General features: G+C 75.7%; 24 protein-coding genes. 17 read left to right on the top strand and 7 right to left on the bottom strand.

The window, feature by feature from the left end:
- Window position 1: 1 nt before the first annotated feature.
- Complete coding sequence (gene cpaB / locus AC4OR8_RS11635) at window positions 2-739, bottom strand: Flp pilus assembly protein CpaB (protein WP_492165720.1); 738 nt, start codon at window positions 737-739, stop codon at window positions 2-4.
- A 250-nt stretch (window positions 740-989) separates the two neighbouring features.
- A complete protein-coding gene (locus AC4OR8_RS11630; RefSeq protein WP_492165719.1) occupies window positions 990-2,780 on the bottom strand; it encodes an AMP-dependent synthetase/ligase in 1,791 nt (596 codons plus the stop codon).
- A 242-nt stretch (window positions 2,781-3,022) separates the two neighbouring features.
- Here AC4OR8_RS11630 and AC4OR8_RS11625 point away from each other — a divergent pair, with 242 nt between their 5' ends.
- The 5 genes from AC4OR8_RS11625 to AC4OR8_RS11605 are packed head-to-tail and all read left to right on the top strand — an operon-like array spanning window position 3,023 to window position 7,312.
- Complete coding sequence (locus AC4OR8_RS11625; protein WP_492165718.1) at window positions 3,023-3,463, top strand: SRPBCC family protein; 441 nt, start codon at window positions 3,023-3,025, stop codon at window positions 3,461-3,463.
- 13 nt (window positions 3,464-3,476) lie between these two features.
- The gene (locus AC4OR8_RS11620) at window positions 3,477-4,670 is read left to right on the top strand and encodes an ArsA family ATPase (protein ID WP_492165717.1); all 1,194 of its coding nucleotides are present in this window, start codon (window positions 3,477-3,479) and stop codon (window positions 4,668-4,670) included.
- Window positions 4,667-5,374 carry a hypothetical protein gene (locus AC4OR8_RS11615; RefSeq protein ID WP_492165716.1) on the top strand — a complete coding sequence of 236 codons (708 nt, stop codon included), beginning with the start codon at window positions 4,667-4,669 and terminating at the stop codon, window positions 5,372-5,374. Before AC4OR8_RS11620 ends, AC4OR8_RS11615 begins: the two co-directional genes overlap by 4 nt.
- The gene (locus AC4OR8_RS11610; RefSeq protein WP_492165715.1) at window positions 5,371-6,312 is read left to right on the top strand and encodes an ROK family glucokinase; all 942 of its coding nucleotides are present in this window, start codon (window positions 5,371-5,373) and stop codon (window positions 6,310-6,312) included. Before AC4OR8_RS11615 ends, AC4OR8_RS11610 begins: the two co-directional genes overlap by 4 nt.
- Window position 6,313: 1 nt before the next feature.
- The gene (locus AC4OR8_RS11605) at window positions 6,314-7,312 is read left to right on the top strand and encodes an ROK family protein (RefSeq protein WP_492165714.1); all 999 of its coding nucleotides are present in this window, start codon (window positions 6,314-6,316) and stop codon (window positions 7,310-7,312) included.
- 51 nt (window positions 7,313-7,363) lie between these two features.
- Here the strand turns inward: AC4OR8_RS11605 and AC4OR8_RS11600 are convergent, their stop codons facing one another.
- Window positions 7,364-7,822: a hypothetical protein gene (locus AC4OR8_RS11600; RefSeq protein WP_492165713.1), complete on the bottom strand. Its 459-nt coding sequence runs from the start codon at window positions 7,820-7,822 to the stop codon at window positions 7,364-7,366.
- 185 nt (window positions 7,823-8,007) lie between these two features.
- On the opposite strand from AC4OR8_RS11600, the gene AC4OR8_RS11595 reads away from it, so the two are divergent.
- The 5 genes from AC4OR8_RS11595 to AC4OR8_RS11575 all read left to right on the top strand — a co-directional run bounded on the left by AC4OR8_RS11595 (window position 8,008) and on the right by AC4OR8_RS11575 (window position 12,198).
- Complete coding sequence (locus AC4OR8_RS11595; RefSeq protein WP_492165712.1) at window positions 8,008-8,766, top strand: lysophospholipid acyltransferase family protein; 759 nt, start codon at window positions 8,008-8,010, stop codon at window positions 8,764-8,766.
- A gap of 70 nt (window positions 8,767-8,836) precedes the next feature.
- Complete coding sequence (gene macS / locus AC4OR8_RS11590; RefSeq protein WP_492165711.1) at window positions 8,837-10,009, top strand: MacS family sensor histidine kinase; 1,173 nt, start codon at window positions 8,837-8,839, stop codon at window positions 10,007-10,009.
- Window positions 10,006-10,512, top strand: a complete 507-nt coding sequence (locus tag AC4OR8_RS11585; protein WP_492165710.1) for a flavin reductase family protein — start codon at window positions 10,006-10,008, stop codon at window positions 10,510-10,512. The genes macS and AC4OR8_RS11585 overlap by 4 nt, the downstream gene beginning before the upstream one ends.
- Before the next feature lie 104 nt (window positions 10,513-10,616).
- Window positions 10,617-11,300, top strand: a complete 684-nt coding sequence (locus AC4OR8_RS11580; RefSeq protein WP_492166414.1) for a response regulator — start codon at window positions 10,617-10,619, stop codon at window positions 11,298-11,300.
- Window positions 11,293-12,198 (top strand): hypothetical protein, encoded by a 906-nt coding sequence (locus AC4OR8_RS11575; protein WP_492165709.1) that lies wholly within the window; start codon window positions 11,293-11,295, stop codon window positions 12,196-12,198. The genes AC4OR8_RS11580 and AC4OR8_RS11575 overlap by 8 nt, the downstream gene beginning before the upstream one ends.
- Before the next feature lie 127 nt (window positions 12,199-12,325).
- On the opposite strand, the gene AC4OR8_RS11570 is transcribed toward AC4OR8_RS11575, so the two are convergent.
- Window positions 12,326-13,072, bottom strand: coding sequence for an FGGY family carbohydrate kinase (locus AC4OR8_RS11570; RefSeq protein WP_492165708.1), 747 nt, complete (start codon window positions 13,070-13,072; stop codon window positions 12,326-12,328).
- A gap of 7 nt (window positions 13,073-13,079) precedes the next feature.
- Window positions 13,080-13,901, bottom strand: a complete 822-nt coding sequence (locus tag AC4OR8_RS11565; protein ID WP_492165707.1) for a DUF1028 domain-containing protein — start codon at window positions 13,899-13,901, stop codon at window positions 13,080-13,082.
- 160 nt (window positions 13,902-14,061) lie between these two features.
- On the opposite strand from AC4OR8_RS11565, the gene AC4OR8_RS11560 reads away from it, so the two are divergent.
- A complete protein-coding gene (locus AC4OR8_RS11560; RefSeq protein WP_492165706.1) occupies window positions 14,062-15,090 on the top strand; it encodes a 6-phosphofructokinase in 1,029 nt (342 codons plus the stop codon).
- A 103-nt stretch (window positions 15,091-15,193) separates the two neighbouring features.
- On the opposite strand, the gene AC4OR8_RS11555 is transcribed toward AC4OR8_RS11560, so the two are convergent.
- Window positions 15,194-15,970 carry an endonuclease/exonuclease/phosphatase family protein gene (locus AC4OR8_RS11555; protein WP_492165705.1) on the bottom strand — a complete coding sequence of 259 codons (777 nt, stop codon included), beginning with the start codon at window positions 15,968-15,970 and terminating at the stop codon, window positions 15,194-15,196.
- A 113-nt stretch (window positions 15,971-16,083) separates the two neighbouring features.
- Between AC4OR8_RS11555 and AC4OR8_RS11550 the strand changes: the two genes are divergently transcribed.
- From AC4OR8_RS11550 to AC4OR8_RS11525, 6 genes are all read left to right on the top strand, one after another.
- Window positions 16,084-17,538, top strand: coding sequence for an APC family permease (locus AC4OR8_RS11550; protein ID WP_492165704.1), 1,455 nt, complete (start codon window positions 16,084-16,086; stop codon window positions 17,536-17,538).
- 106 nt (window positions 17,539-17,644) lie between these two features.
- Complete coding sequence (locus AC4OR8_RS11545) at window positions 17,645-18,982, top strand: class II 3-deoxy-7-phosphoheptulonate synthase (RefSeq protein WP_492165703.1); 1,338 nt, start codon at window positions 17,645-17,647, stop codon at window positions 18,980-18,982.
- 594 nt (window positions 18,983-19,576) lie between these two features.
- A complete protein-coding gene (locus tag AC4OR8_RS11540) occupies window positions 19,577-20,578 on the top strand; it encodes a threonine aldolase family protein (RefSeq protein WP_492165702.1) in 1,002 nt (333 codons plus the stop codon).
- Window positions 20,579-20,659: 81 nt separating this feature from the next.
- Complete coding sequence (locus AC4OR8_RS11535; RefSeq protein WP_492165701.1) at window positions 20,660-21,772, top strand: hypothetical protein; 1,113 nt, start codon at window positions 20,660-20,662, stop codon at window positions 21,770-21,772.
- Complete coding sequence (locus tag AC4OR8_RS11530; protein ID WP_492165700.1) at window positions 21,769-22,734, top strand: ABC transporter ATP-binding protein; 966 nt, start codon at window positions 21,769-21,771, stop codon at window positions 22,732-22,734. Before AC4OR8_RS11535 ends, AC4OR8_RS11530 begins: the two co-directional genes overlap by 4 nt.
- Entirely contained in the window at window positions 22,731-23,549 is an 819-nt protein-coding gene (locus tag AC4OR8_RS11525; RefSeq protein WP_492165699.1) for an ABC transporter permease, read from the top strand. Before AC4OR8_RS11530 ends, AC4OR8_RS11525 begins: the two co-directional genes overlap by 4 nt.
- 29 nt (window positions 23,550-23,578) lie before the next feature.
- On the opposite strand, the gene AC4OR8_RS11520 is transcribed toward AC4OR8_RS11525, so the two are convergent.
- Complete coding sequence (locus AC4OR8_RS11520) at window positions 23,579-24,364, bottom strand: esterase/lipase family protein (RefSeq protein ID WP_492165698.1); 786 nt, start codon at window positions 24,362-24,364, stop codon at window positions 23,579-23,581.
- Window position 24,365 lies beyond the last annotated feature (1 nt).

Here is a 24,365-nt window from a genome sequence, read left to right as displayed (position 1 = left end):
GTCAGCCGAACAGGTTCTCGGCGGTGACGCCGGGGTCGGGGCGGACGTCGACGTCGGCGGTGAGCAGCGCGAACGTCAGCTCGCCGCTGGACTGGGCGTAGAGGATGCGCTGCGCCTCGTCCTGGTCGAGGGCGAGGGTGAGCAGGGTGCGGGCGACCACCTCGGGGGCCGCCGCGGCCTCCTCGGTCCCGCCGGCCGCGGCCACGCTGGCCGGGGTGTCGGAGCCGACGCCGAGCACCGTGACGCGCGGCATCAGCGTGCGGGTGAAGGTCGTGCCGGCCGGGTCGGTGCCGCTGTAGATGACCGCCACCTCGGCGCCCGGCACCAGGAAGCCCGCCACGCGGCCGGGGTCGGTGAGGTTCACGGAGACCGCCATCTTGCCGGGCGGGATGGTCAGCGGCGACTCGCCCGCCGCGCTCTTGCCGAGCTTGGCGTCGATGACCTGCTCGCCGGGGTAGATCGGGGTGAGGGCGACCAGGCGGGCGATGTCGTCGGTGGCGGCGGTGGCCCCGGCGAGCACCTGGCCCTCCGCCACGGCCTCCTTCGACAGCTTGCCGCCGGCCAGCGCGTCGGCCATGGTCTCGCCCCGCTCGATGGGGGCGTTGGCGACCAGCACCTCCACGGTGGCGAACTGCTGCTGCGCGCGGTCGTCCGCCCCGCGGGCGTACAGGAACACCAGCGCCGTGCCCAGCGCGGCGACCACGGTCGCTGCGACGAGCAGCACCCTGCGTCGGTCCATCGTGTGCGACCTCTCCCTCGGTGCCCGACGCGTGGTCCCTCCGACCCCGCGCCACGGCGTTCACACCTGCCGGGGCCCTGGCCCCCTCCGCGTCGCAGCCTAGGAGCGCGCGAGGGGGCCCGGCGCGTTATCGCCGGACGGCGACCGAACGGCCACGCCTCCACCACCCGGACGGGCCATGGCCCCCGCCGACCGGCTGACCACGGCTGACCACAGCGGGTCAGTGCGGGTCAGGGCGCGGTCGGCCGGGTCAGGAGCCGTAGAGGTCGTCGACCTCGGCGCGCAGCTCGCGCATCACGACGGCGCGCTTGAGCTTGAGGCTGGGCGTCAGCTGTCCGCCCTCCTCGGTCCACTGGTCGGGGAGGATGCGGAACTTGCGGATCGACTCCGCCTTGGAGACCGCCTTGTTGGCGTCGTCGACGGCCTTCTCCACCTCGGCGCGCAGGTCGGGGTCGTCGAGGCCGTCGGCGAGGTCCGCAGGCTTGCCGTGGGTCTCGGCCCACACGGCGTACGACTCGGGGTCGATGGTGACCAGCGCGCCGATGAACGGCTGGCCGTCGCCGACGACGAGGCACTGGTCGACGAGCAGGTGGGCGCGCAGGCGGTCCTCGAGCACGGCGGGGGCGACGTTCTTGCCGCCGGCGGTCACCAGGATCTCCTTCTTGCGCCCGGTGATGCGCACGAAGCCCTCGTCGTCGACCTCGCCGACGTCGCCGGTGTGGAACCAGCCGTCGCCCTCGAGCGCCTCGGCCGTCGCGGCCTCGTTGGCCCAGTAGCCGGTGAACACCTGGCCGCCGCGGAAGAGCAGCTCGCCGTCGTCGGCCACGCGCACCGCGGTGCCGGGGAGCGGACGTCCCACGGTGCCGATCTTGACGCCGTCGGGCACGTTCAGCGTGAGCGCGCCCGTGGTCTCGGTGAGGCCGTAGCCCTCGAGCACGACCAGGCCGATGCCGCGGTAGAAGTGGCCCAGGCGCTCGCCCAGCGGGGCGCCACCGGACAGCGCGTGGGTGCAGCTGCCACCGAGCGCGGCGCGCAGCTTGCCGTAGACCAGGCGGGAGAACACGGCGTGCCGGGCGCGCACGGCCAGCGACGGCCGGCCGCGCTCGAGGCCGCGGGAGTACGCGATCGCCGTCTCGGCGGCGCGGTCGAAGATCGCTCCGCGACCGTCGGCGGCGGCGCGCTGCGAGGCGGTGTTGAAGACCTTCTCGAAGACCCGCGGCACGGCGAGGATGAACGACGGGCGGAACGCCTGCAGGTCGTCGACGAGGTGGGTGATGTCGGCGCTGTGGCCCAGCCGGGTGCGCGACTTCACGCAGCCGACCTGGATGATCCGGGCGAACACGTGGGCCAGCGGCAGGAACAGCAGCGTGGCGGCGTCCTCGTCGAAGAGCCGGTCGAGCTCGTCGACGGCCACGCCGAGCTCCACCATGAAGTTGGCGTGGGTGAGCATGCAGCCCTTGGGCCGCCCGGTGGTGCCGGAGGTGTAGATGAGGGTGGCGAGCGCGTCGGGGGTGACCGCGGCGCGGCGCTGCTCGAGCTGGCCGTCGGAGATGTCGTCGCCGAGGCGGCCCAGGACGTCGATGGCGTTGTCGCCCAGCGACCACACGTGCTCGAGGTGCTCCAGGCCGCCGCGCACCGCCCGGACCCGGGCGAGGTGGTCGGGGGTCTCGGCCACCACGGCGCGGGCGCCGGAGTCGCGCAGGATCCACCCGACCTGCTCCTCCGAGGAGGTCTCGTAGACCGGCACGGTCACCGCGCCGGCGAACCAGATGGCGTAGTCGAGCAGCGTCCACTCGTAGCGCGTCTTCGAGATCAGGGCCACCCGGTCGCCGGCCTCGATGCCCGCAGCGAGCAGGCCCTTGGCGACCGCCGACACCTCGGCGAGGAACTCGGCGCTCGTGACGTCCTGCCACTCCCCGTCGGGTCCGGGCCGGCTGAACACGGCCTGGTCGGGGGCCTCGGCGGCGTTGCGGACGACGTCGTCGGTGAGGCTGCCCGTCGTCGGGGTCTCGATGGTCAGGGGCGTGGAGAACTCACGCACGGTGCCTCCTCGGTCGCAGCGGTGGAGTGGTCGGTCGGCGACCGGGGGCAGGTCGTCCCGCGCGCACGTTACCGCCGGGGCCGCGGCCCCCGGCATCCGGTACGCTCGCTGACCGACCGGAACGGACGTCGGACGCCCCGCGGGGAGCCCGGCACCGGGCAGGTCTCCCGGCCGTCCCCACCGGCCGCGGGCCCGGGACGGACCGGGCGCCCCACGCCCGTCCGAGCCACCAGGAGGCCACCGTGGCCGAGCAGACCACGTCGTCGATCGTGATCGACGCCGCGCCCTCCGCGGTGATGGCCGTCATCGCCGACTTCCCGGCGTACCCCGCGTGGGCCAAGGGCGTGCAGACGGTCGAGGTCGTGGAGCCCGGGGCCGGCGACCGCGCCGAGCGGGTGTTCTTCGCCCTCGACGTGGCGCCGATCAAGGACGAGTACACGCTGGCCTACACCTGGGACGGCGACCGCGAGGTCACCTGGACCCTGGTGGAGGGCAAGATGCTGCGCGCCCTCGACGGCGCCTACACGCTGCGCGCGCTGCCCGGCGGCTCCACCGAGGTCACCTACCGCCTCGCCCTCGACGTCACCATTCCGCTGATCGGCATGCTCAAGCGCCGCGGCGAGAAGATCCTCATCGACGCCGCGCTGAAGGGCCTGAAGAAGCGCGTCGAGTCGGTTGCCTGACGGGGTCGACCCGGTGCGCGTCGTCCTGTTCACCGGCAAGGGCGGCGTCGGCAAGTCCACCGTCGCGGCCGGCACCGCAGCGGCCGCCGCCGCGGCCGGACGGCGCACCCTGCTGCTCTCCACCGACGGGGCCCACTCGCTGGCCGACGCCTTCGGCGTGCCGGTGGGCGGTGAGCCGACGGAGGTGGCGCCGCTGCTGCACGTGCAGCAGGTCGACGCCCAGCAGCGGCTCCAGCAGTCGTGGGCCGAGGTGCAGGGCTACCTCACCGGCCTGCTCCGCACCGCCGGCGTCGACCCCGTCGCTGCGGAGGAGCTGACCGTGCTGCCCGGCGCCGAGGAGGTGCTGGCGCTGCTCGAGCTGCGGGTGCAGGCGCGCTCGGGGCGCTTCGACGTCGTCGTCGTCGACTGCGCCCCCACCGCGGAGACCCTGCGGCTGCTGGCGCTCCCCGAGGCGCTGGGCTGGTACGTCGACCGGTTGCTGCCCGCCGAGCGCCGCCTGGTGCGGGCGCTGCGACCCGTGGTCAGCCGGGCCACCGGGGTGCCGTCGCCGGGTGAGCACGTCGTCGACGCCGTGCGCCGGCTGCACGGCGAGCTCGCCGAGGTGCGCGAGCTGCTCGTGGGGCCCACCGCGAGCGTGCGCCTCGTGCTGACCCCCGAGGCGGTGGTGCTCGCCGAGGCCCGCCGCAGCCACACCAGCCTGTCGCTGCACGGCTACCGCGTCGACGGCGTGGTGGCCAACCGCGTCTTCCCCGCGTCGGGCTCCGACGACTGGCGCGCCGGCTGGGTGCGCGCCCAGGACGACGTGCTGGCCCGGGTCGCGGAGTCGTTCGCCGGCCTGCCGGTGTGGCGCTTGTCGTACCGGCCCGGCGAGCCGGTGGGCCGGGAGGCGCTGCTCGACCTCGCCCTCGACCTCTACGCCGGCGACGACCCGCTGGCGCTGCCGCAGGGCCCGGGCCCGTTCCGGGTGACCCCCACCGCCGAGGGCGCCCTGCTCGGGCTCGCCCTGCCCGGCGCCACCCGCGCCGAGGTCGACCTCGCCCGCACCGGTGACGACCTGGTGGTCACCGTCGGCTCCCACCGCCGACCGCTCGCGCTGCCCGCGGTGCTCGCGCGGATGGACGTGGTCGGTGCGTCGGTGGTCGAGGGCGAGCTGCAGGTGCGCTTCGCAGCCCCGGCCCCGGCCGCCGCCGAGGAGCGCAGCTCGTGACCCGCGACGGCTCGGCCGACGAGACCCCCGAGGAGGTCGGTGACGTCGCCGAGGAGGCGGCCAAGCTCGTCGAGGCGCTCGCCGGCTGGGCCGGGGGTGCGGGCGGCGTCCTCGGCGGTGGGCTGACCGGGGGGCTGGCCGGCGGGCTGGCCGGCGGGCTGGCCGGGCTGGCGGGCCAGGCCGCGCAACACCTCCAGCAAGGCCTGCACGACGCCGCCGGGTCCTCGGACGGCGCCGACGAGCCCGACCCCACCGACCCCCACCAGCACGCCCCCCACGAGCACGGCCCCCACGAGCACGGTCCCCACGAGCACGGCCCCGGTGAGCACGAGCCCCGCGAGCCCGGGACCGACGCGCCACCCGAGTGCGCGTGGTGCCCGGTGTGCCGGGCGGTGCGGGCGGCGCGCGGGGTCGACCCCGAGGTGCGCACCCACCTCCTCTCGGCGCTGTCGTCGCTCACCCGGGCCGCGGAGCTCTGGCTGGCCACCGACGTGCCCGACGACGCGCGCCCCGACCCCGGCCGGGCCCGGCGCGACGGCGTCCAGCACATCGACCTCGACGAGCCCGACCCCTCGCCCGGTCCGTCGCCCGGTCGTCCGGGGCAGGCGGGTGCCGGCGGACCTGCCGACCCGGGCGGGGACGACGACGCCGTACCCTCACCCGCGGCCGACCCCACCACGCCCCACCCCGAGGAGACCCAGTGACGCTCACGTGCGGCATCGACGTCGGCGGCACCAAGATCGCCGGGGGCGTGGTCGACGAGGACGGCAGCATCCTCGAGGAGCTGCGGGTGGTCTCGCCGGCCAGCGACGAGGAGGCCATCGAGCTGGCCATCGCCGGCCTGGTGACCGAGCTGCGCTCGCGCCACGCCATCACGTCGGTGGGGGTGGGCGCCGCGGGCTACGTGGACAAGTCGCGCTCGATCGTGATGTTCGCGCCCAACATCGCCTGGCGCCACGTCGATCTCAAGAGCGAGCTGGAGGCGCGTGTCGACCTCCCGGTCGTGATCGAGAACGACGCCAACGCGGCGGCGTGGGGCGAGTTCCGCTTCGGGGCCGGCCACGACGTCGACGACCTGCTGCTGGTCACCGTCGGCACCGGCGTCGGCGGTGGGCTGGTGCTCGACGGCCACCTGCGCCGCGGCGCGTTCGGCGTCGGCGCCGAGATCGGCCACATGCGCGTCGTGCCCGGCGGGCACCTGTGCGGCTGCGGCAACTACGGCTGCTTCGAGCAGTACGCCAGCGGCTCGGCGCTGGTGCGCGAGACCCGCAACGCCGCTGCCGGAGGGTCGCTGCTGGCCAAGGGCGTCCTCGACCGCGCGCAGGGTCGGGTGGAGGCCATCACCGGGCCGCTGGTCACCGAGGCCGCGCGCGACGGCGACGCCTTCGCCGTCGAGCAGCTCGCCGACCTGGGCCGCTGGCTGGGGGAGGGCATCGCGTCGCTGACCGCCGTCCTCGACCCCGCCGTCGTGGTGATCGGCGGCGGTGTCAGCGAGGCCGGCGAGCTGCTGCTCGACCCGGTGCGCCACGCCTTCGCCGCCAACCTCACCGGCCGTGGCCACCGCCCGAGCCTGGAGATCCGCAAGGCCCGCCTCGGCAACCGCGCCGGTCTCATCGGCGCCGCCGACCTCGCCCGGTACTGACGTGGGCGATCCCGAGCCGCGCGGGCTCTACATCGGCGTCGACGTGGGCGGCACGAAGGTGCTGGCCGCCGAGGTGGCCGACGACGGCACCCTCCCGCGGGTGGCCCGCCGGTCCACCCCGGGCCGGCGCGTCGAGGTCGCGCTGGTCGAGCAGGCCCTCGACGAGGCCGTGCGCGAGGTGGCCGACGGTCGTCGCGTGGACGGCGTCGGCCTGGCCGCGGCCGGGTTCGTCGACGCGGCGGGCGAGCGGGTCGCGTTCGCCCCCCACCTGCCGTGGCGCGGCGAGGACGTGCGTGCCCGGCTCGCCGCACGGTGGTCGACCGTCGTGGCGCTCGACAACGACGCGAACTGCGCGGCGCTGGCCGAGTCGCTCACCGGCGCCGCCGTGGGCGCCCAGGACGCCGTGGTGGTGACCATGGGCACCGGCATCGGCGGCGCGCTCGTCGTGGGTGGACGGGTGCACCGCGGGCGCAACGGCATGGCCGGCGAGTTCGGCCACATGCAGGTCGTGCCGGGCGGCGCGTCGTGCGAGTGCGGCGGCCAGGGGTGCTGGGAGCAGTACTCCAGCGGCAACGCGCTGGTGCGCCACGCCCGCAGCCGCCTGGCCGCGGCGCGGGGCCAGGTCGACGGTCGGCGGCCCGGCGTGCTGGCAGAGCTCTGCGGCGGCGAGCCCGAGCAGCTGGTGGGCCCGATGGTGACCACCGCCGCCGAGCAGGGCGACCCGGTGGCGCTGGAGGCGTTCGCGTCGGTCGGCGACTGGCTGGGCGTGGGCGTGGCCAACCTGGTGGCCGCCTTCGATCCCGACGTGGTCGTGGTGGGCGGCGGGGTCGCTTCCGCCGGCGACCTGCTGCTCGACCCGGCGCGCACCGCGCTGCGCCGCTCGCTCGTCGGCGCCGCGCACCGACGGGTGCCGCGGGTGCTGCGGGCCCGCTTCGGGCCCGAGGCCGGGGTGGTGGGCGCCGCCCACCTGGCCCGCCAGGCCGTCGCCGCGCGCGTCTGACGGCGGGGCCGGGGGACCGGTCGCCGGACCGGCGGCCGGCGGCCCGAGGGGTCAGACCTGGGCGCCGTCGTCCCAGGGCTCGCGGGGCTCCCGGGGCATCTGGGAGACCAGGTAGCAGAACCCGCCGACGAAGGCGGTGGCGAGCAGCAGCAGCACCCAGCCCGGCACGCTCAGGCCGAACGTGAAGGCCAGGACGATCAGCACCACCACGACGACGGGGCTGCCCAGCACGCCGGCCCAGGCCGCCAGCCGGTCGGCGGGCGGGCGGGGCGCCGCCGGCGGGTCGGGCGGCACGAACCGGTCGTCCGGCTCGGCCGGGGGCTCGTGGCGGGGCGCGTCGATCGGGGCGTCCAGCAGCGCGTCGTACGACGTGGCGCCGGCGGCGGTGTCCACGGGCGGAAGGGGCTCCTCGTCGAGGGGCGTCCGCTCGCCGTAGTTCTCGACGATCGAGCGCCAGGCGGCGTCGTGGGGGTCGCCCGCCGCGGGCTCGTCGTGGGGATCGCGCTGCACGTGCCCACCGTACGGGGTCGGTCGCGGCCTGCGCCCGCCCGCGACCGCGGAGGTGGCTGCGATCGTGGCTCGGGCGTCGGGGCCGCGATGCCCTAGTCTTCGGCTGACGGAACGGGCCGGCGGCCCGGGGGTGCCCCGGACGGCTCCCGGCCTCCGTCGAGGCCGCAGGCGGGAGGGATGGCTCGGTGTTCTACTGGTTCCTGAAGTGGGTGGCGCTCGGGCCGCTGCTGCGTGTGGTGTTCCGGCCGCAGGTCGTCGGCGCCGGCCACGTGCCCGACGAGGGCCCGGCGATCCTGGCCAGCAACCACCTGTCCTACGCCGACTGGCTGTTCATGCCTCTCACGCTGTCGCGGCGGGTCACCTTCGTCGCCAAGGCCGAGTACTTCACCGGCACCGGCCCCAAGGGCTGGCTGCAGCGCGGGTTCTTCTCCGGCGCCGGGCAGGTGCCGATCGACCGCTCCAGCGCCGACGCCGCGGCCGGTGCGCTGGCCTCGGCGAAGAAGGTGCTGGGCCAGGGCGGGCTGTTCGGCATCTACCCCGAGGGCACCCGCTCCCACGACGGTCGGCTCTACCGCGGCAAGACCGGGGTCGCCCGCCTCGCGCTGGAGACCGGGGTGCCGGTGGTGCCCGTGGCCGTGGTCGGCACCGACGTCGTGGCGCCCCCCGGCAAGACCTTCGGCACCTTCACCCGCCCGATCGTGCGCTTCGGCCGCCCGCTGGACTTCTCCCGCTACGAGGGCATGGCCAACGACCGCTACATCCTGCGCTCGGTGACCGACGAGATCATGTACGAGATCATGCGCCTCTCCGAGCAGGAGTACGTCGACATGTACGCCGGCCGCGCCAAGGACCTGGCCAAGGAGCAGGCCAAGGAGCAGGCCAAGGAGCAGGCCGCCCGCGAGAAGGCCGACGCGGCCCGCGACGAGCAGCAGCGCGCGTCCTGACCGCGCCGCTCGTCCCGATGGCCCCCGCGCCTGCGTCCGTCCCCCCGGTCGGCCCCGTCCGGGGGAACCGGTGAGGGCCGGGTCCCGGCCCACGGCCGCGGCGGCGGCGGTCGAGGACCGGCTGTTCGCGGCGCTCGCGGTGCTGCGCGTGGTGGTGCTGCTCAACGCCGTCGCCCTCAACGCCTACCGCGCCGACAACTTCCAGCGCCCCGTGGCGGGCGCCGTCGCGGTCGCGGTCATGGTGGCCTGGACCGGCACCGCGCTGTGGGCGCAGGCCGACGCGCGGCGCCGCAGCACGGCGGTGATGGTGCTCGACCTCGCGGTGGCGGTGGGGGCGCTGGCGGTGACGCCGTGGCTCAAGGGCGACGGGTTCAACGCCACGCTGCCCGGGTTCTGGGTGATGGGCGCGCTGCTGGCGTGGGCCGTGCACTACCGCTGGGTCGGCGGGCTCGTCGCCGGCGTCGCCCTGGCCGCCACCGACCTGCTGGTGCGCGACGAGCTCAACCAGGACGTCTACGGCAACGTGTTCCTGCTGCTCGTCGGCGGGCCCATGGTCGGCTACATGTGCGGCTCGCTGCAGCAGATGGCCACCGAGCGCGACGCCGCCGAGCGGGCCGCCGCAGCGTCGGCGGAACGGGTGCGCCTGGCCCGCGCCGTGCACGACGGCGTGCTGCAGGTGCTGGCGCTGGTGCAGCGACGGGGCCGCGAGCTCGGCGGCGACGGCGCCGAGCTCGGCCGGCTGGCCGGCGAGCAGGAGGTGGCGCTGCGCCGCCTGGTGCAGGCCGACGCCGCCCTCGACCCGGGTGGCCCCGGCGGCCCCGGCGGCCCCGCCGGCCCCGTGGCCGACGTCGACCTGGGGGCCGCCCTGCAGCGCACGGCGTCCCGGCCGGGCCTCACCGTGTCCGTCCCGGGCCGTCCGGTGCTGCTGCCGGGCGCGGTCGTCACCGAGCTGGTCGCCGCGGTGGGTGCCTGCCTCGACAACGTCGCGCGCCACGTCGGCGACGACGCTCCGGCCTGGCTGCTGGTCGACGACCGCGGCGACGTCGTGGAGGTGAGCGTGCGCGACGAGGGGGGCGGCATCGCCGAGGGCCGCCTGGCCGACGCCGCCGCCGAGGGCCGCCTCGGCGTCTCCGGCTCGATCCGCGGCCGGCTGCTCGACCTCGGCGGCACCGCCACCGTGCACACCGGACCCCACGGCACCGAGTGGGAGCTCGTCGTGCCCCGCTCGCAGGAGGACACGTGACCATCCACTCCACCCACCCGTTCGCCGACCCCGACCCCGACCCGGTACGCCGCTTCCGCGCCCGGGTGGGCGGCGCCGTGTCGCTCTGGGCGACGGGCGCCGGCGCGACCCGCGCGGGCCTCACCCTCACCTCGCTGATGGTCGCGGGGGGCGAGCCGGCGCGGGTGCTCGGGCTCGTCGACCCCGACTCCGACCTGGCCGACTCCCTCGACGTCGGCGACCCCGTGGTGGTGCAGCTGCTGTCGTGGCCCCACCGCGACCTCGCCGACCAGTTCGCCGGCACCACCCCCGCGCCGGGCGGGCCGTTCCGCCAGGCGGCGTTCGTCGACACCGACTGGGGGCCGCGGCTGGCCGGGCCGGTCACCTGGGCGGGCGCCCGGGTGGAGGTCCGCCAGCAGGTGGGCTGGTCGGACCTGCTCACCTGCACCCTCGAGCACGTCGAGGTGGTCGACGACCCCGAGCCGCTCGGCCACCGCCGGGGCCGCTACCTGCGCCTGGGCTGAGCCGCCCCGCGCCGCCGCCCTGCGCCCCGCCGCATCGGCCCGGCGGAGGGGGGCCCGCGGGGCTCGGTAGGGTCCCGACCGTGGAGGAGCCGGCGGTGCGGGTCATGGTGGTCGACGACCACCCCATGTGGCGCGACGCCGTGGAGCGCGACCTCGCCGCCGCCGGGTTCGACGTCGTCGCGGTGGCCGGCACCGGCGCCGACGCGGTGGCCCGGTTCCCGGCGGCGCGCCCGCAGGTGGTCGTGCTCGACCTGCAGATCCCGCCGCCGAGCGGGGTGGAGGTCACCGCGCAGGTCCTGCGCCACGACCCGTCGGCGCGGGTGCTGGTGCTCTCGGCGTCGGGCGAGCAGAGCGACGTGCTGGAGGCCGTGAAGGCGGGCGCCACCGGCTACCTGGTCAAGTCGGCGTCGCGCGAGGAGCTCGTCGACGCGGTGACCCGCGTGGCCCGCGGCGACTCGGTGTTCACCGCCGGCCTGGCCGGGCTCGTGCTGGGGGAGTTCCGCCGGATGGCCGAGGGACCCGCCACCGCGCCCGACCCCGCCGTCCCGGCGCTCACCGACCGGGAGACCGAGGTGCTGCGGATGGTGGCCAAGGGCCTGTCGTACAAGCAGGTCGCCGAGCGGCTCGTGCTCTCCCACCGCACCGTGCAGAACCACGTGCAGAACACGCTGCGCAAGCTGCAGCTGCACAACCGCGTCGAGCTCACCCGCTACGCCATCGCCCAGGGTCTCGACGAGCCCGACGGCGAGCCCACCGGCGAGCCCACCGGGCGCGGCGACGATGGCTGACCCCGACGACGAGCAGCCGCAGCTGCTCCAGATCGCCGACGAGCTCTACGCCCTGCCGCTGGCGCAGTTCACCCCCGCCCGCGACGCCCGGGCCAAGCAGCTCAAGGGCAGCGACCTCGCCGCGCCGGTGAAGGCGCTGCGCAAGCCGTCGACGGCGGCCTGGGTGGTCGACCTGCTCGTGCGCCGCGAGGCCGCCCAGGTGGAGCAGGTGCTGCAGGTGGGGGCGGCGCTGCGCGAGGCGCAGGCCGGCATGTCGGGCGAGCAGCTGCGGGCGCTCACCCGCCAGCGCCGTCAGCTCACCGCGGCGCTGACCCAGCAGGCCCGCTCGCTGGCCGGCGACGAGGGGCTGCGCGTCACCCAGGCCGTGGCCGACCAGGTGGAGGAGACGCTCACCGCCGCCGTGGTCGACGAGCGCTGCGGCCAGGCCGTGCGCAGCGGGCTGCTGGTGGCGACCCTCAGCTCCACCGGCGTGGGGGAGGTGGACGTCGCCGCCGCGGTGGCGCTGCCCGAGGCCCTCGGGTTCGCCGCCACCGCGCGCGCCGCGGAGCCCGCGCCCCGCCCCGACCTGCGCGTCGTGCCCGACCCGGAGGCCGAGGCGAAGGCGCTCGCCGCGGCCCGGGAGCGGCTCGCCGAGGCCGACGAGGCGCTCGACGTCGTGCGCACCGGCCACGACGAGGCCCAGGCCCAGGTGCAGGAGCTCGAGGCCCGCTCGATGCAGCTGCAGGCCGACCTCGACGAGCTGCGCCGGCGCATCGCCGAGGTCGAGGCGACCGCCGAGCAGGTCGACGACGAGCTCGACGACGCCGAGGACGCCCGCGACGGCGCCCGCACCGCCCTCGCCGACGCCCAGGCCGCCCGTGACGCCGCAGCCGCCGACGTCGCCCGCCTCGCTCCCTAGCCGCGGGCCGGCGGGTCTCGACACCGACGTCGGCGCGGTCCGGTCCCCGTTCCGTTGGTCGAGGAGCGAGCGCAGCGAGCGTCTCGAGACCACCGCAGCCCGCGCTGGGACCTGCCCCGGGCGGTGGTCAGGCGGGGCTGAGGGCGTGCAGGGGGAGGCGGAGGCCGAGGAAGGTGGTGGGGTCGGTGGTGCCCCAGGCGCCGGTGCGACCGGACGGCTCGACCACCTCCGGCAGCGCGTCGAGGGGCACGCCGAACAGCGCGCAGAGCTCGGGTGACCAGTCCTCGTCGCCGAGCAGCAGCGTGGGGCGGGCGTGGGCCCGGTCGGTGAGGTGCTCCAGCCCGCGGGTCATCCGCGCCACGAGGTAGGACTCCACGCCGCCGACGGCGTAGCGGCCCTCGGTGACCAGCGCCCAGGTGTGCGGCTCGTGCTCGGCCAGCCAGCGCAGCCGGGGGGCGGCCACCCGGTGGTCGAGGGGCTGGTCGGCGAGGGTCTCGGCGCGCGCGGCGGCACCCTCGGCCCGCAGCTGCTCGCACAGCGCCGTCGTACGGCGGTCGCCGGCGGCGAGCACGGGGCGGGGGGAGCCGAGGGTCTCGCGGTCCCAGAGCACCAGCGTGTGGGGGTCGCCGGCCACGCCGACCTGGTCGGGGCGGGTGCCGGCGGGCAGGGCGGCGAGGGCCTCGCCGACGGCGGCGAGGGTGCCCTGCCAGAGCTCTTCGGCGGACAGCTCGGTGCGGTCGGCGGCCGGGAGGTGGTGGCGCAGGGTGAGCGCAGCCGACGTGGACCCGGCGTCCCCCTCGGCGTCCCCCTCGGCGGCGCGGCTCACCGCCGCGTGCACCGCGGTGGAGGTGACCCGCACCGCGAGCAGGGTCACGACCCGTTCACGACCCGCTCGAGCGCACGACGTCGAGGATGCGGCCGTCGATCCAGGCCAGGGCCGGGTCGACGCGCATCTCGTAGTTCTCCGTGCCGACCCAGGCGTGGAAGTCGCGGTGGCCGTGGGCCTCCGCGAAGGCGGCGAGCTCGGCCTCGAGCTCCGGGGTCACGGCCACCTTCTCCTCCTCGGTCGAGGCGGTGAGGTAGAGGTCGTTGAGGTCGAGCAGGCGGGCCAGCTCGCCCACCGGCGCGGTGTGGTCGTCGACGCGCAGGTCGACGGCGATGTCGTCGAGGCCGCCGTACCCGGCGCCGTCGCTGACCACGAGCAGCGCGGCCGACTGGCGTCCGCGCTTGTCGCCACCCGCCTCGTCGCCGGCGGTGAGCGCGGCGAGCAGGCGGCGCGCGAGGGGCGCCTCGGGGGAGCTGGCCTCCCACGCGGCCTGCATGGCGTCCACGACGTGGGCGCCGGCGAGCACGTTGCCCTGGATGGCGAAGCCCTCGCCGCTGGCGCCACCGGCCCAGTCGAGGCAGGCGGGGCCGGTGTGGGTGACCGCGCCGCCGTCGACGTCGACGATGCCGACCTGGCGGTGGTCGCGCCCGTCGTCCTCCTCGAGCAGCCGGTCGAGCGCGACCTCGGCGGTGGCGCCCTCGTCGAGGTGGGACAGCGCGAGGCCCTTGTAGGCGACGTTGGCGTCGGCCTGGGTGGCGATGGCGCCGACCTGGGCGACGGCGGCGGGCACGGCCGAGCCGACCGCGAGGAACTTGGAGGCCACGGCGACGCCCCACGACTCGCCGTCGGCGGAGCGGGCCACGATCGAGAAGGTCATGGCCCGACCCTAGGACACGCCGGGGCGGCGGCCCGCAGGCACACGGGCTGGACGCGTCCTGGCTCCGGGGTGTGACCCGCACTACAGTCGGGCGCGGCCGTTGTGAACGATCCAACCCATCGCCGGCGGCGGACGCCTGCCGGCCCAGGACAGGAGCACCATGCGCGTCGGAGTACTCACCGGGGGCGGGGACTGCCCCGGCCTGAACGCCGTGATCCGCGCGGTCGTGCGCAAGGGCGTGCGCGACCACGGGTTCGACCTCCTGGGCTACCGCGACGGGTGGCGCGGCCCGCTCGAGGGGCTGACGATGCCGCTGGGCGTCGAGCAGTGCCGCGGGATCCTGCCCCGGGGCGGCACCATCCTCGGCTCGAGCCGCACCAACCCGTTCGCCCTCGAGGGCGGCGTGGAGCGGATCAAGGACAACCTGGCGGCCGACGGCGTCGACGCGCTGATCGCGATCGGCGGCGAGGACACCCTGGGCGTGGCGACGCGGCTGGCCGACCTGGGCGTGCAGGTGGTGGGCGTGCCGAAGACCATCGACAACGACCTGTCCGGCACCGACTTCACCTTCGGCTTCGACACCGCCGTCAACATCGCGACCGAGGCCATCGACCGGCTCCACACCACCGCGGAGTCGCACCACCGCGTGCTCGTGGTGGAGGTGATGGGCCGCCACGCCGGCTGGATCGCCCTGCACGCCGGCATCGCCGGTGGCGCCAGCGCCGTGCTGATCCCCGAGCAGCCGTTCGACGTCGCCGCGGTCTGCGCGCACGTCGAGACGCGCTTCCAGAGCGAGTACGCCCCGATCGTCGTCGTCTCCGAGGGTGCGGTGCCGGTCGCCGGCGGCGAGATGACGCTGATGTCGGGGGAGAAGGACGCGTTCGGCCACGTCCGCCTCGGCGGCATCGGCGACCGGCTGGCCGCCGAGATCGAGCTGCGCACCGGCAAGGAGGCCCGCGCGGTGGTGCTCGGCCACGTGCAGCGCGGCGGCACGCCGACGGCGTTCGACCGGTGGCTGGCCACCCGCTTCGGGCTGCAGGCCGTCGACGCCGTGGCCGACGGCGACTTCGGCACGATGATGGCGCTGCGCGGCACCCGCATCGAGCGGGTCCCCCTCGCCGAGGGCACCGCCCGGCTGAAGCTGGTGAGCCCGGCGGAGTACGCCGAGGCGGAGGTCTTCTTCGGCTGATCGCCTCCGGCGTCCGCTCGGGTGCGCGAGCGTGCCCGAGCAGGGGGGTCGTCGGCGCAGACCCCTGGTTGTCGACCGAGGCTTCGGCCGACGACCACGGGTCTCACCGGACATCCGGTGAAACCCGCAGGTCCACCACCAGCGGCAGGTGGTCCGACAGCGGCTGGCGGGGGGTCGAGCTGGCGAGCACGGTGACGTCGCCACGGGCGAGCACGTGGTCGAGCTGGCGACGGGGGCGGCCGGCGGGGAAGGTGGGGTGCTCGGCGAGCGGCCGCAGCCCGCTCAGCCTCGCCGCGCGGGCCGCGCCGGTGTTCAGGTCGCCGGTCAGCAGCAGCGGCCCGGGGGCGGCCGCGAGGTCGGCGGCGAGGGCGGTGAGCTGCCGGGCGCCCGACCACGGCAGGTAGGACAGGTGGGTGGTGGCCACGGTGACCGGCCCGTCGGGGGTGACCACGGTGGCCACCAGCGCCACCCGCGGCTCGTCGGTGGCCAGCGTGCGCAGCAGGTCGCCGTCGAGGTCGCGCGCCCGCCCGCCGGTCGGCCCCGGCAGCCGCACCACGCGCCAGTCGCGCACCGGGTGGCGGCTGAGCAGCGACACGCCGTACGCCGGCGTGCCCGGCGGTTCCGCGCCGGTGGCCGGCACCCAGCGCTTCCCCGGCGTACCGCTCAGCGCCGCGGCGAAGCGGTGCTCGACGGCCCCCATGGCCTGCGCGGCGAGCGCGGTGAGGTCGAGGTGCCGCGAGCGGGGCTGGTCGCGGTCGACCTCCTGCAGCGCCAGCACGTCGGCGTCGAGGGACGCCACGGCGCGGGCGAGCAGGTCGGGCTCGACCGGTCCGTCGCCGCGCACCCGCCCGCCGAGGACGTTGAAGGTGACCAGGCGCACCGCTCCTGAGTAGCAGGCCCGGGCAACCGGGGGCCGGCCGCCCCGCGGGGCGGGTAGCCAACGACCGCGCACCTGCGGTTGGCTGTGCCATCCCCGTCGACCCTGGAGGCCCGATGAGCACCCCCCACCCGACCCCGGTCGAGACCCGTGACTCGGAGCCCACCCTGAAGCGGGTGATGGGCCCCCGCCTGCTGCTGCTGTTCATCGTCGGCGACATCCTCGGCGCCGGCGTCTACGCCGTCACCGGTCAGATGGCCGGCATCGTCGGCGGCGTCGTGTGGCTGCCGTTCCTGGTGGCGTTCGTCGTCGCGACGCTCACCGCGCTGTCGTACCTCGAGCTGGTCACCAAGTACCCGCAGGCCGCGGGCGCCGCGCTCTACACGCACAAGGCGTTCGGCATCCACTTCATCACCTTCCTGGTGGCGTTCGCGGTGATCTGCTCCGGCATCACCAGCGCGTCGACCTCGGCCAACGTGCTGGCGCAGAACCTGCTGGCGGGCCTCGACGGGGTGGGCCTGGAGACCGGGCTGTCGACGGCCGGCACGACGGTGATCGCGATGCTCTTCATGGGCCTGCTCGCCGCGATCAACCTGCGCGGCGTGGGGGAGTCGGTGAAGTTCAACGTCGTGCTCACCCTGGTCGAGATGACCGCGCTGGCGATCGTCATCGGTGTCGGCTTCTGGGCGATGGCCCGGGGCGAGGGCAACTTCAGCCAGGTCACCACGTTCTCCTCGCCCGACGACAAGGGGCTCTTCCTCGCCGTGACCGCGGCGACGTCGATCGCGTTCTTCGCGATGGTCGGCTTCGAGGACTCGGTGAACATGGTCGAGGAGACCAAGGAGCCCGAGCGCATCTTCCCCAAGATGATGCTCACCGGCCTCGGCATCGCGGTGATCTTCTACATGCTGGTGGCCATCGCCGTGGTCACCGTGCTGACCCCCGACGAGCTGTCCACGATCAACGAGTCGGAGGGCCGCGCGCTGCTCGAGGTGGTCGGCAAGGGCGCCCCCGACTTCCCGATCGACAAGGTCTTCCCGTTCCTCGCGGTCTTCGCCGTGGCCAACACCGCGCTGATCAACATGCTGATGGCCAGCCGCCTGGTCTACGGCCTCGCGCGCCAGGACGTGCTGCCCCGTTCGCTGGGCAAGGTCTCGCCGCACCGCCGCTCGCCGTACGTCGGCATCATCTTCACCACCGTGCTCGCGGTGGCGCTGATCTGGTACGTCGCGACGCAGTCGGAGAGCAGCATCGTCACGGCCCTGTCGGGCACCACCTCGCTGCTGCTGCTCGCGGTGTTCACCATCGTCAACGTCGCCTGCCTGGTGCTGCGCCGCGACGACAAGCAGGGCGCCGGGTTCTTCCGCTCTCCGGGCGTCACCCCGGTCGTCGCCGCCGTGCTGTGCGCCTTCCTCATCGGCCCGTGGGTCGACCGCGACGTGCTGCAGTACAAGATCGCCGGCGTGCTGCTGCTCATCGGCGTGGGCCTGTGGGCGCTCACGTGGATGACCAACCGCGGCATCCGTGCCAAGAAGACCGGGTTCCGCGACATCGAGCACCTCGAGGACTGACTCCGCCGCGCCCCGCGGGCAGGGCACGGCGCGGGGGCTCGTCCGGCATCCGGGCGGGCCCGCGCTGGTGGGGGTCGGACCCGCGTGCGCACGTACCCTTGGCGGCGTGAGCACCGTCCCCGACCTCGCCAGCCTGCACGCCCTCGCCCCGGCCCAGCAGCCGTCCTACCCCGACCCCGCGGCCGTCGACGCCGCCGTGTCGCGGCTGCGCACGATGCCGCCGCTGGTGTTCGCGGGCGAGTGCGACGAGCTCAAGGGCAAGCTGGCCGCCGTCGCGCGCGGCGAGGCGTTCCTGCTCCAGGGCGGCGACTGCGCGGAGACCCTGGCCGGGGTCACCGCCGACAACGTGCGCAACAAGCTGCGGGTCCTGCTGCAGATGGCGGTCGTGCTCACCTACGCCGCGTCCGTGCCGGTGGTGAAGGTGGGGCGGCTCGCCGGGCAGTACGCCAAGCCCCGCTCCTCCGACCTGGAGACCCGCGAGGGCGTCACGCTCCCGGCGTACCGCGGCGACGCCGTCAACGGCTTCGAGTTCACCCCCGAGTCGCGGGTGCCCGACCCCCAGCGCCTCGTCGACGTCTACAACGCCTCCGCCGCCACACTCAACCTGGTGCGCGCCTTCACCACCGGCGGCTACGCCGACCTGCGCCAGGTGCACACCTGGAACACCGACTTCGTGCGCGAGTCGCCGGTCGGGCAGCGCTACGAGGTGATGGCCGGCGAGATCGAGCGCGCGCTGACGTTCATGGAGGCCATCGGCGCCGACCCCGACGAGTTCCACCGCGTCGACTTCCACTCCAGCCACGAGGCGCTGGTGCTGGAGTACGAGCACGCCCTCACCCGCATCGACTCGCGCACCGACTCGCCGTACGACGTCTCGGGCCACTTCGTCTGGATCGGCGAGCGCACCCGCCAGCTCGACGGCGCCCACGTGGAGCTGCTCAGCCACATCCGCAACCCCATCGGCGTCAAGCTCGGCCCCACCACCAGCCCCGACGACGCCATCGCGCTCGCGGCCAAGCTGAACCCGCTCAACGAGCCCGGCCGGCTCACCTTCATCACCCGCTTCGGCGCCGGCAAGATCCGCGACGGCCTCCCGCCGCTGGTGGAGAAGGTCACCGCCGAGGGCCTGCAGGTGGCGTGGGTCTGCGACCCGATGCACGGCAACACCTTCGAGGCGTCCTCGGGCTACAAGACGCGCCGCTTCGGCGACGTCATCGACGAGGTGCAGGGCTTCTTCGACGTCCACCGCAGCGCCGGCACCTGGCCCGGCGGGGTGCACGTCGAGCTCACCGGCGACGACGTCACCGAGTGCGTCGGCGGCGGCGAGGACCTCACCGACATGGACCTCTCCTCGCGCTACGAGTCCGTCTGCGACCCGCGCCTCAACCGCGTGCAGTCCCTCGAGCTCGCCTTCCTCGTCGCCGAGATGCTCCGCAAGGCCTGACCAGGCGGCCGGAGGTCGGGGGCGCAGGCGCCCGGCCCCGTTCGTCGGTCGACCAGGGCGCGCAGCGCCCGCCCCTCATTGATGATTGCGCAGGGCGCGCAGCGCTGAGTGCCTCCGTTGGTCGGCAGGGCGCGCAGCGCGCCCGCCCCTCATCGTTGGTTGAGCAGGGCGCGCTAGCGCCCGTGTCGAAACCTCTGCAGCCCGCGCTGGGACCTGCCGTGGTCGAGACCCAGGGGGCGGTTGCGGGGTCTCGATACACCTCGTCGCTGGCGCTCCTCGGCACTCGACCACCGAGGTCCCGGCTTCTTGTTGGTCGGCAGGGCGCGCTAGCGCCCGTGTCGAAACCCCCGCAGCCTGCGCTGGAACCTGCCCTGAGGCGAGTACCAGCGGACGGTTGCGTGGTCTCGATACACCTCGTCGCTGGCGCTCCTCGGCACTCGACCACCGAAGGTCGCTGGCGTGGTTCCTGAGGAGCGAGCGCAGCGAGCGTCTCGAAGGGCTTGTCGGCACTCGACCACCGACGGTCACTGGCGCTGGGCGCCCGGCCGGCGGGGCCGTCGCCCGGCCGGAGGAGTGGGGAGGGGCTGGGGCAGGATGGAGGGCGTGATCGACCTGCGCAGCGACACCCTGACCCGGCCGACCGAGGCGATGCGGACGGCGATGGCCCGTGCGGAGGTCGGTGACGACGTCTACGGCGAGGACCCCACCGTGCTCGCGCTCGAGGAGCGGGTGGCCGACCTGCTGGGCCACGAGGCGGCGCTGTTCACCCCCACCGGCTCGATGGCCAACGTGCTGGCGGTGCGCGCGCTGGTGGGTCCCGGCGAGGAGGTGCTGTGCGAGGCCTCCGCCCACATCGTGCGCGCCGAGCTGGGCGCCCACGGCGCCTACTCCGGCATCACCTCCCGCACCTGGGTGCACCCGCAGGGCCAGGTCGACCTGCCGGTGCTGGCCGGGATGATCGCGCCCGACATGGGTCCGTTCTTCGTGCGCACGGCGGCGGTGTCGGTGGAGAACACCCACAACTTCGCCGGCGGCCGGGTGCTCCCGATCAGCGACCTTCGCGACGTGCGCGAGCTGGCCACCGGCGTCGGCGCCTCGGTGCACATGGACGGCGCCCGCCTCTGGAACGCCCACGTCGCCACCGGCACCCCGCTGCGCGAGTACGGCGCGATCGCCGACGTGATGGCGGTGTGCCTCTCGAAGGGCCTCGGCGCCCCCGTGGGCTCGCTCGTGGTGGGCCCGGCCGACGTGATGGCCGAGGCCCGCGTGTGGCGCAAGCGGATGGGCGGCGGGATGCGCCAGGTGGGCGTGCTGGCCGCCGCCGGCCTGCACGCCCTCGACCACCACCTCGAGCGGCTCGCCGACGACCACGCCCACGCCCGGCTGCTCGCCGAGGCCGTCGGTGTCGACCCCGCCGGGGTCGACACCAACATCGTGGTGGTGCCCCACGCCGACGCCGCCGGCTTCGTCGTGCGCGCCCGGGAGGCCGGCGTGCTGGTCTCGGCCGTGGGTCCCTCGGTCGTGCGCCTGGTCACCCACCTCGACGTCAGCCGCGCCGACGTCGACCGCGCCGCGCAGGTGCTCGCCGGCCTCTGACCCCGCGCGACCCCGGGCGACCCCGCCCCACCGCGCCCGGCGCGCGTCGGCGCCTTGCCGCCCGACGTAGCGTCGCCCGGTATGAGCCCCGCCCTCGGCAGCACCGGTCGCTGGAGCGCCGTGGCGCTCGGCACCGCGCTGGTCGTGGGCGTGCCGGTCGGCCTGCAGGCGCTACCCGCCGACGACAGCGACCTCGGCGCCCCGGAGGTCGTGGCACTGGTCGAAGCCGCGCGCGACCAGCCCTACAGCGGGTACGTCGAGACCGACGGCACCCTCGCGCTGCCCGCCGCCGACGACCTCGACGACCTCGGCTCCCTGGCCGGCGGGCGCACCCGGCTGCGGGTGTGGTGGCGCTCGCCGACGTCGTGGCGCGTCGACCGTCTCTCGACCGCGGGGGAGTCGGACGTCGCCCGCGACGGCGACCTCGTGTCGCTGTGGGACTACGAGGACGCCGAGCTGCGCGTCGACGCCGAGCCCGACATCCGGCTCCCGCGCGCCGCCGACCTGACCCCGCCCGAGCTCGGCGCCCGCGCCCTCGCCGAGGGGGACGCCGCGGTGGAGCGCCTGCCCGCCGCGCGCGTCGCGGGGGTCTCCGCCGTGGGACTGCGGGTGGCACCCGCCGCCGCGCAGGCCAGCATCGACCACGTCGACCTCTGGGTCGACCCCGCGAGCGGCGTGCCGCTGCGCGTGGAGGTGCACGCCGACGCCACGGGCGACCCCGACTTCACCACCGAGTTCCGCGAGTTCGAGGCCGCGGCGCCGCCGGTCCCGGTGGTGCGGGTCGAGGGCCGCGACGGCGTCGACGTGGAGCGGGGCGGGGTGCTCGACATCGCCGAGGCGGCCGGGCAGTACGCCCCGCTGCGGCCACCCGCCACCGTCGGCGGCCTCGAGCGCACCCGCGGCACCGGCGCCGTCGGCGTCTACGGCACCGGCGTCACCCAGCTCATCGCGGTGCCGCTGCGCGACCGCGAGGCCCAGCCGCTGCGCGAGCAGCTGCAGGCGACGCTCGGCGCGGTGGCCGACGTGCCCGGCACCGGCGGCGGGACGTCGCTGGCGGCCGGCCCGCTCGGCGTGGTGCTCACCGGCTCCGAGGACGACGGGGGCTGGCTGGTCGCCGGCACCGTCACCCCCGACGCGCTCGCCGCCGCCGCCGGGGACCTCCTCGCCGGCACCGTCTACACGGGGGACCGATGATCACCACCCACGGGCTGACCAAGCGCTACGGGCGGATCACCGCCGTCGACCACGTCGACCTCGACGTGCGCGAGGGCGACGTCTACGGCTTCCTCGGCGCCAACGGCTCGGGCAAGACCACGACGGTGCGGATGCTGCTCGGGCTGGTGCTGGCCACCTCGGGCACCGCGGAGGTGCTCGGGCGCGCGATGCCTCGTCACGCCGCCGGCGTGCTGCCGCAGGTGGGGGCGATGGTCGAGGGCCCGGCCGCCTACCCGCACCTGTCGGGCCGCGCCAACCTGCGGCTGTTCGACGCCATGGGCACCGGCGGCGCTCGGCGCACCCGCCGTGACCGCGTCGAGGAGGCCTTCGACCGGGTGGGCCTGGGTGGGGTCGACGCCCGCGCGGTGTCGGCGTACTCCCTGGGCATGCGCCAGCGCCTCGGGCTGGCCCAGGCGCTGCTGCAGCGGCCCCGGCTGCTGGTGCTCGACGAGCCCACCAACGGCCTCGACCCCCAGGGCATCCACGAGATCCGCGAGCTGCTGCTCGCGCTGAACGCCGCCGGCACCACCGTGTTCGTCTCCAGCCACCTGCTCACCGAGATCGACCACATGTGCACCCGCGTCGGCGTGCTCGACCGCGGGCGGCTCGTGCTGCAGGAGCAGCTCGACGACCTGCGCCGGGCCACCGGCCGCGTGGAGGTGCTGCTCGCCGGGCCGGACGACGCCGCGGCCGCCGTGCGGCTGCTGGGCGACGCGGTGGACGCGGTGGACGCGGTGGACGCTGCCGGGTCGACCCGGCTGTGGGTGCGCGCCGACGACCCCGCGGCCCTGAACGCCCACCTGGTGGCGGCGGGGGTGGGCGTGGCCGGCATCGGGGCCGAACGGCGCAGCCTGGAGGAGGTCGTGCTGGCCGCCACCTCCCGCGGCAGCGACCGGCTCGACCGCGCGACCGCGGCGGCACCCCCGGCGGTGCCGGCGTGATCGCGGTCGAGCTGCGCAAGCTGCTGCTCAGCCGGCGCACCTGGGTGACCATCCTGCTCATCGACGCGCTGCCGTCGCTGGTGGCGGTGCTCCTGGCGCTGACCGACGTCGGGCCGCGCCCGGGCACCGGCCCGGCGTTCCTGTCGGCGGTGCTCACCGACGGCACGCTGTTCCCCCTCGCGGCGCTGGCGATCGTGCTGCCGCTCTTCCTGCCCATCGCGGTGGCGATCACCGCCGGCGAGGCGATCGCCGGGGAGGCCCAGCAGGGCACGTTGCGCTACCTGCTGGTGCGTCCGGTCGGCCGCACGCGGCTGCTGGTGGCGAAGCTGGTCAGCGTCATGGCGTTCGTGGTGGTGACCGTGCTGGTGGTGGCGGTGACGGCGTACGTGCTGGGGGTGCTGCTGCTGGGCCAGCAGGACGTGACGACCGGGGCCACCGGGTCGGTCTCCGGCACGTCGCTGTCGACCCAGGAGCTCGCGCTGCGCACCGGGGCGGCCCTGGCCTACGCGATGCTGTGCATGCTCGGGGTGGCCGCGATCGCGATGTTCTTCTCCACGCTGACCACCTCGCCGCTGGGCGCCGCGCTCGGCACCCTGGCCATCCTGGTGGCCTCGACGCTGCTGCTGACCCTGGAGGCCGCGTCGGTGCTGCAGCCCTACCTGCCCACCCGCTACTGGCTGGCCTTCGTCGACCTGTTCCGCGACCCCGTGCTGTGGCGCGACCTGCAGCGGGGCGTGCTGCTGCAGCTGGTGTACGTCGGGGTGTTCCTCGGGGCGGCCTGGGCCAGCTTCGCCACCAAGGACGTCACCAGCTGAGACCAGGCCCGACGGGTCGGCCCGTCGGGTCAGGCGCAGACGTCCGGCCCCGGCAGCGACGGAGCGGCCACGCCGAGCGCCGCCTCCACCATGGCCACGACCTGCGGGGTGCGCGGCACGTCGGCGTGGGCGACCTGGAGGCCGGGACACACCGACTGCACGCTGTAGCCCAGCGCGCCGTCGAGGTCGCCGGAGGTGGGCGGCACCACGGTGCGGTCGTCCTCGGTCCACAGCGCCACCCACCGCGGACCCGGCGGGGTCTCGTCGCCGGCGTCGAGGGCGGTGAGCAGCTCGCTGCCGGGCGCCAGCTGCCGGCACGCCACGGGGCACGCCCCGTCGCCCAGCCCACCGGCGAGCGCGGCGAGGTCGGTGCCGTGGTGGGGCGAGGCGAGGGTGACCACCCGGCGCGCCGTCGACCCGCCGCCCAGCTCGGCCACCCACCACCGCACCGCCACGCCACCGGCGGAGTAGCCGACGACGTCCACCGACGGGGCGCCGTCGGCCACGGCCGCCTCGGCCGCGTCGGCGACGTCGGCGGCCTGCGCGCGCAGGTCGCCGGTGCTGTCGCCGGGGCGCACCAGCACCACCTCGCGCCCGGCGCGCTCCAGCGCGGCCCCGAGCACCTCGAGGGAGGCCGTGGAGCCGCCGTACCCGGGCACCAGCAGCACGGGCCCGCGCTCGTCCTGCGCCACCGGCACGACGGGGTCGGGGCGGGTGGCCACCACCGCGACGACGGCGCCGACCACGGCCAGCACCACCAGGGCGACCACCGCCAGCACGAGGCGGCGGCGGGCGGGGGCCAGGGAGTCGAGCACG

The organism is Nocardioides sp. FY1077 (assembly GCF_058681775.1).
Note: the sequence above shows the minus strand (reverse complement) of the source record. Positions and strands in the feature narration are given on the sequence as shown.

What these genes read in the sequence shown, in the direction of transcription:
- cpaB (WP_492165720.1), bottom strand. Translation starts at nt 739, where the DNA reads ATGGACCGACGCAGGGTGCTGCTCGTCGCAGCGACCGTGGTCGCCGCG.
- AC4OR8_RS11580 (WP_492166414.1), top strand. Translation starts at nt 10,617, where the DNA reads ATGGTGGTCGACGACCACCCCATGTGGCGCGACGCCGTGGAGCGCGAC.
- AC4OR8_RS11575 (WP_492165709.1), top strand. Translation starts at nt 11,293, where the DNA reads ATGGCTGACCCCGACGACGAGCAGCCGCAGCTGCTCCAGATCGCCGAC.
- AC4OR8_RS11565 (WP_492165707.1), bottom strand. Translation starts at nt 13,901, where the DNA reads ATGACCTTCTCGATCGTGGCCCGCTCCGCCGACGGCGAGTCGTGGGGC.
- AC4OR8_RS11560 (WP_492165706.1), top strand. Translation starts at nt 14,062, where the DNA reads ATGCGCGTCGGAGTACTCACCGGGGGCGGGGACTGCCCCGGCCTGAAC.
- AC4OR8_RS11550 (WP_492165704.1), top strand. Translation starts at nt 16,084, where the DNA reads ATGAGCACCCCCCACCCGACCCCGGTCGAGACCCGTGACTCGGAGCCC.
- AC4OR8_RS11540 (WP_492165702.1), top strand. Translation starts at nt 19,577, where the DNA reads ATGGAGGGCGTGATCGACCTGCGCAGCGACACCCTGACCCGGCCGACC.
- AC4OR8_RS11535 (WP_492165701.1), top strand. Translation starts at nt 20,660, where the DNA reads ATGAGCCCCGCCCTCGGCAGCACCGGTCGCTGGAGCGCCGTGGCGCTC.
- AC4OR8_RS11530 (WP_492165700.1), top strand. Translation starts at nt 21,769, where the DNA reads ATGATCACCACCCACGGGCTGACCAAGCGCTACGGGCGGATCACCGCC.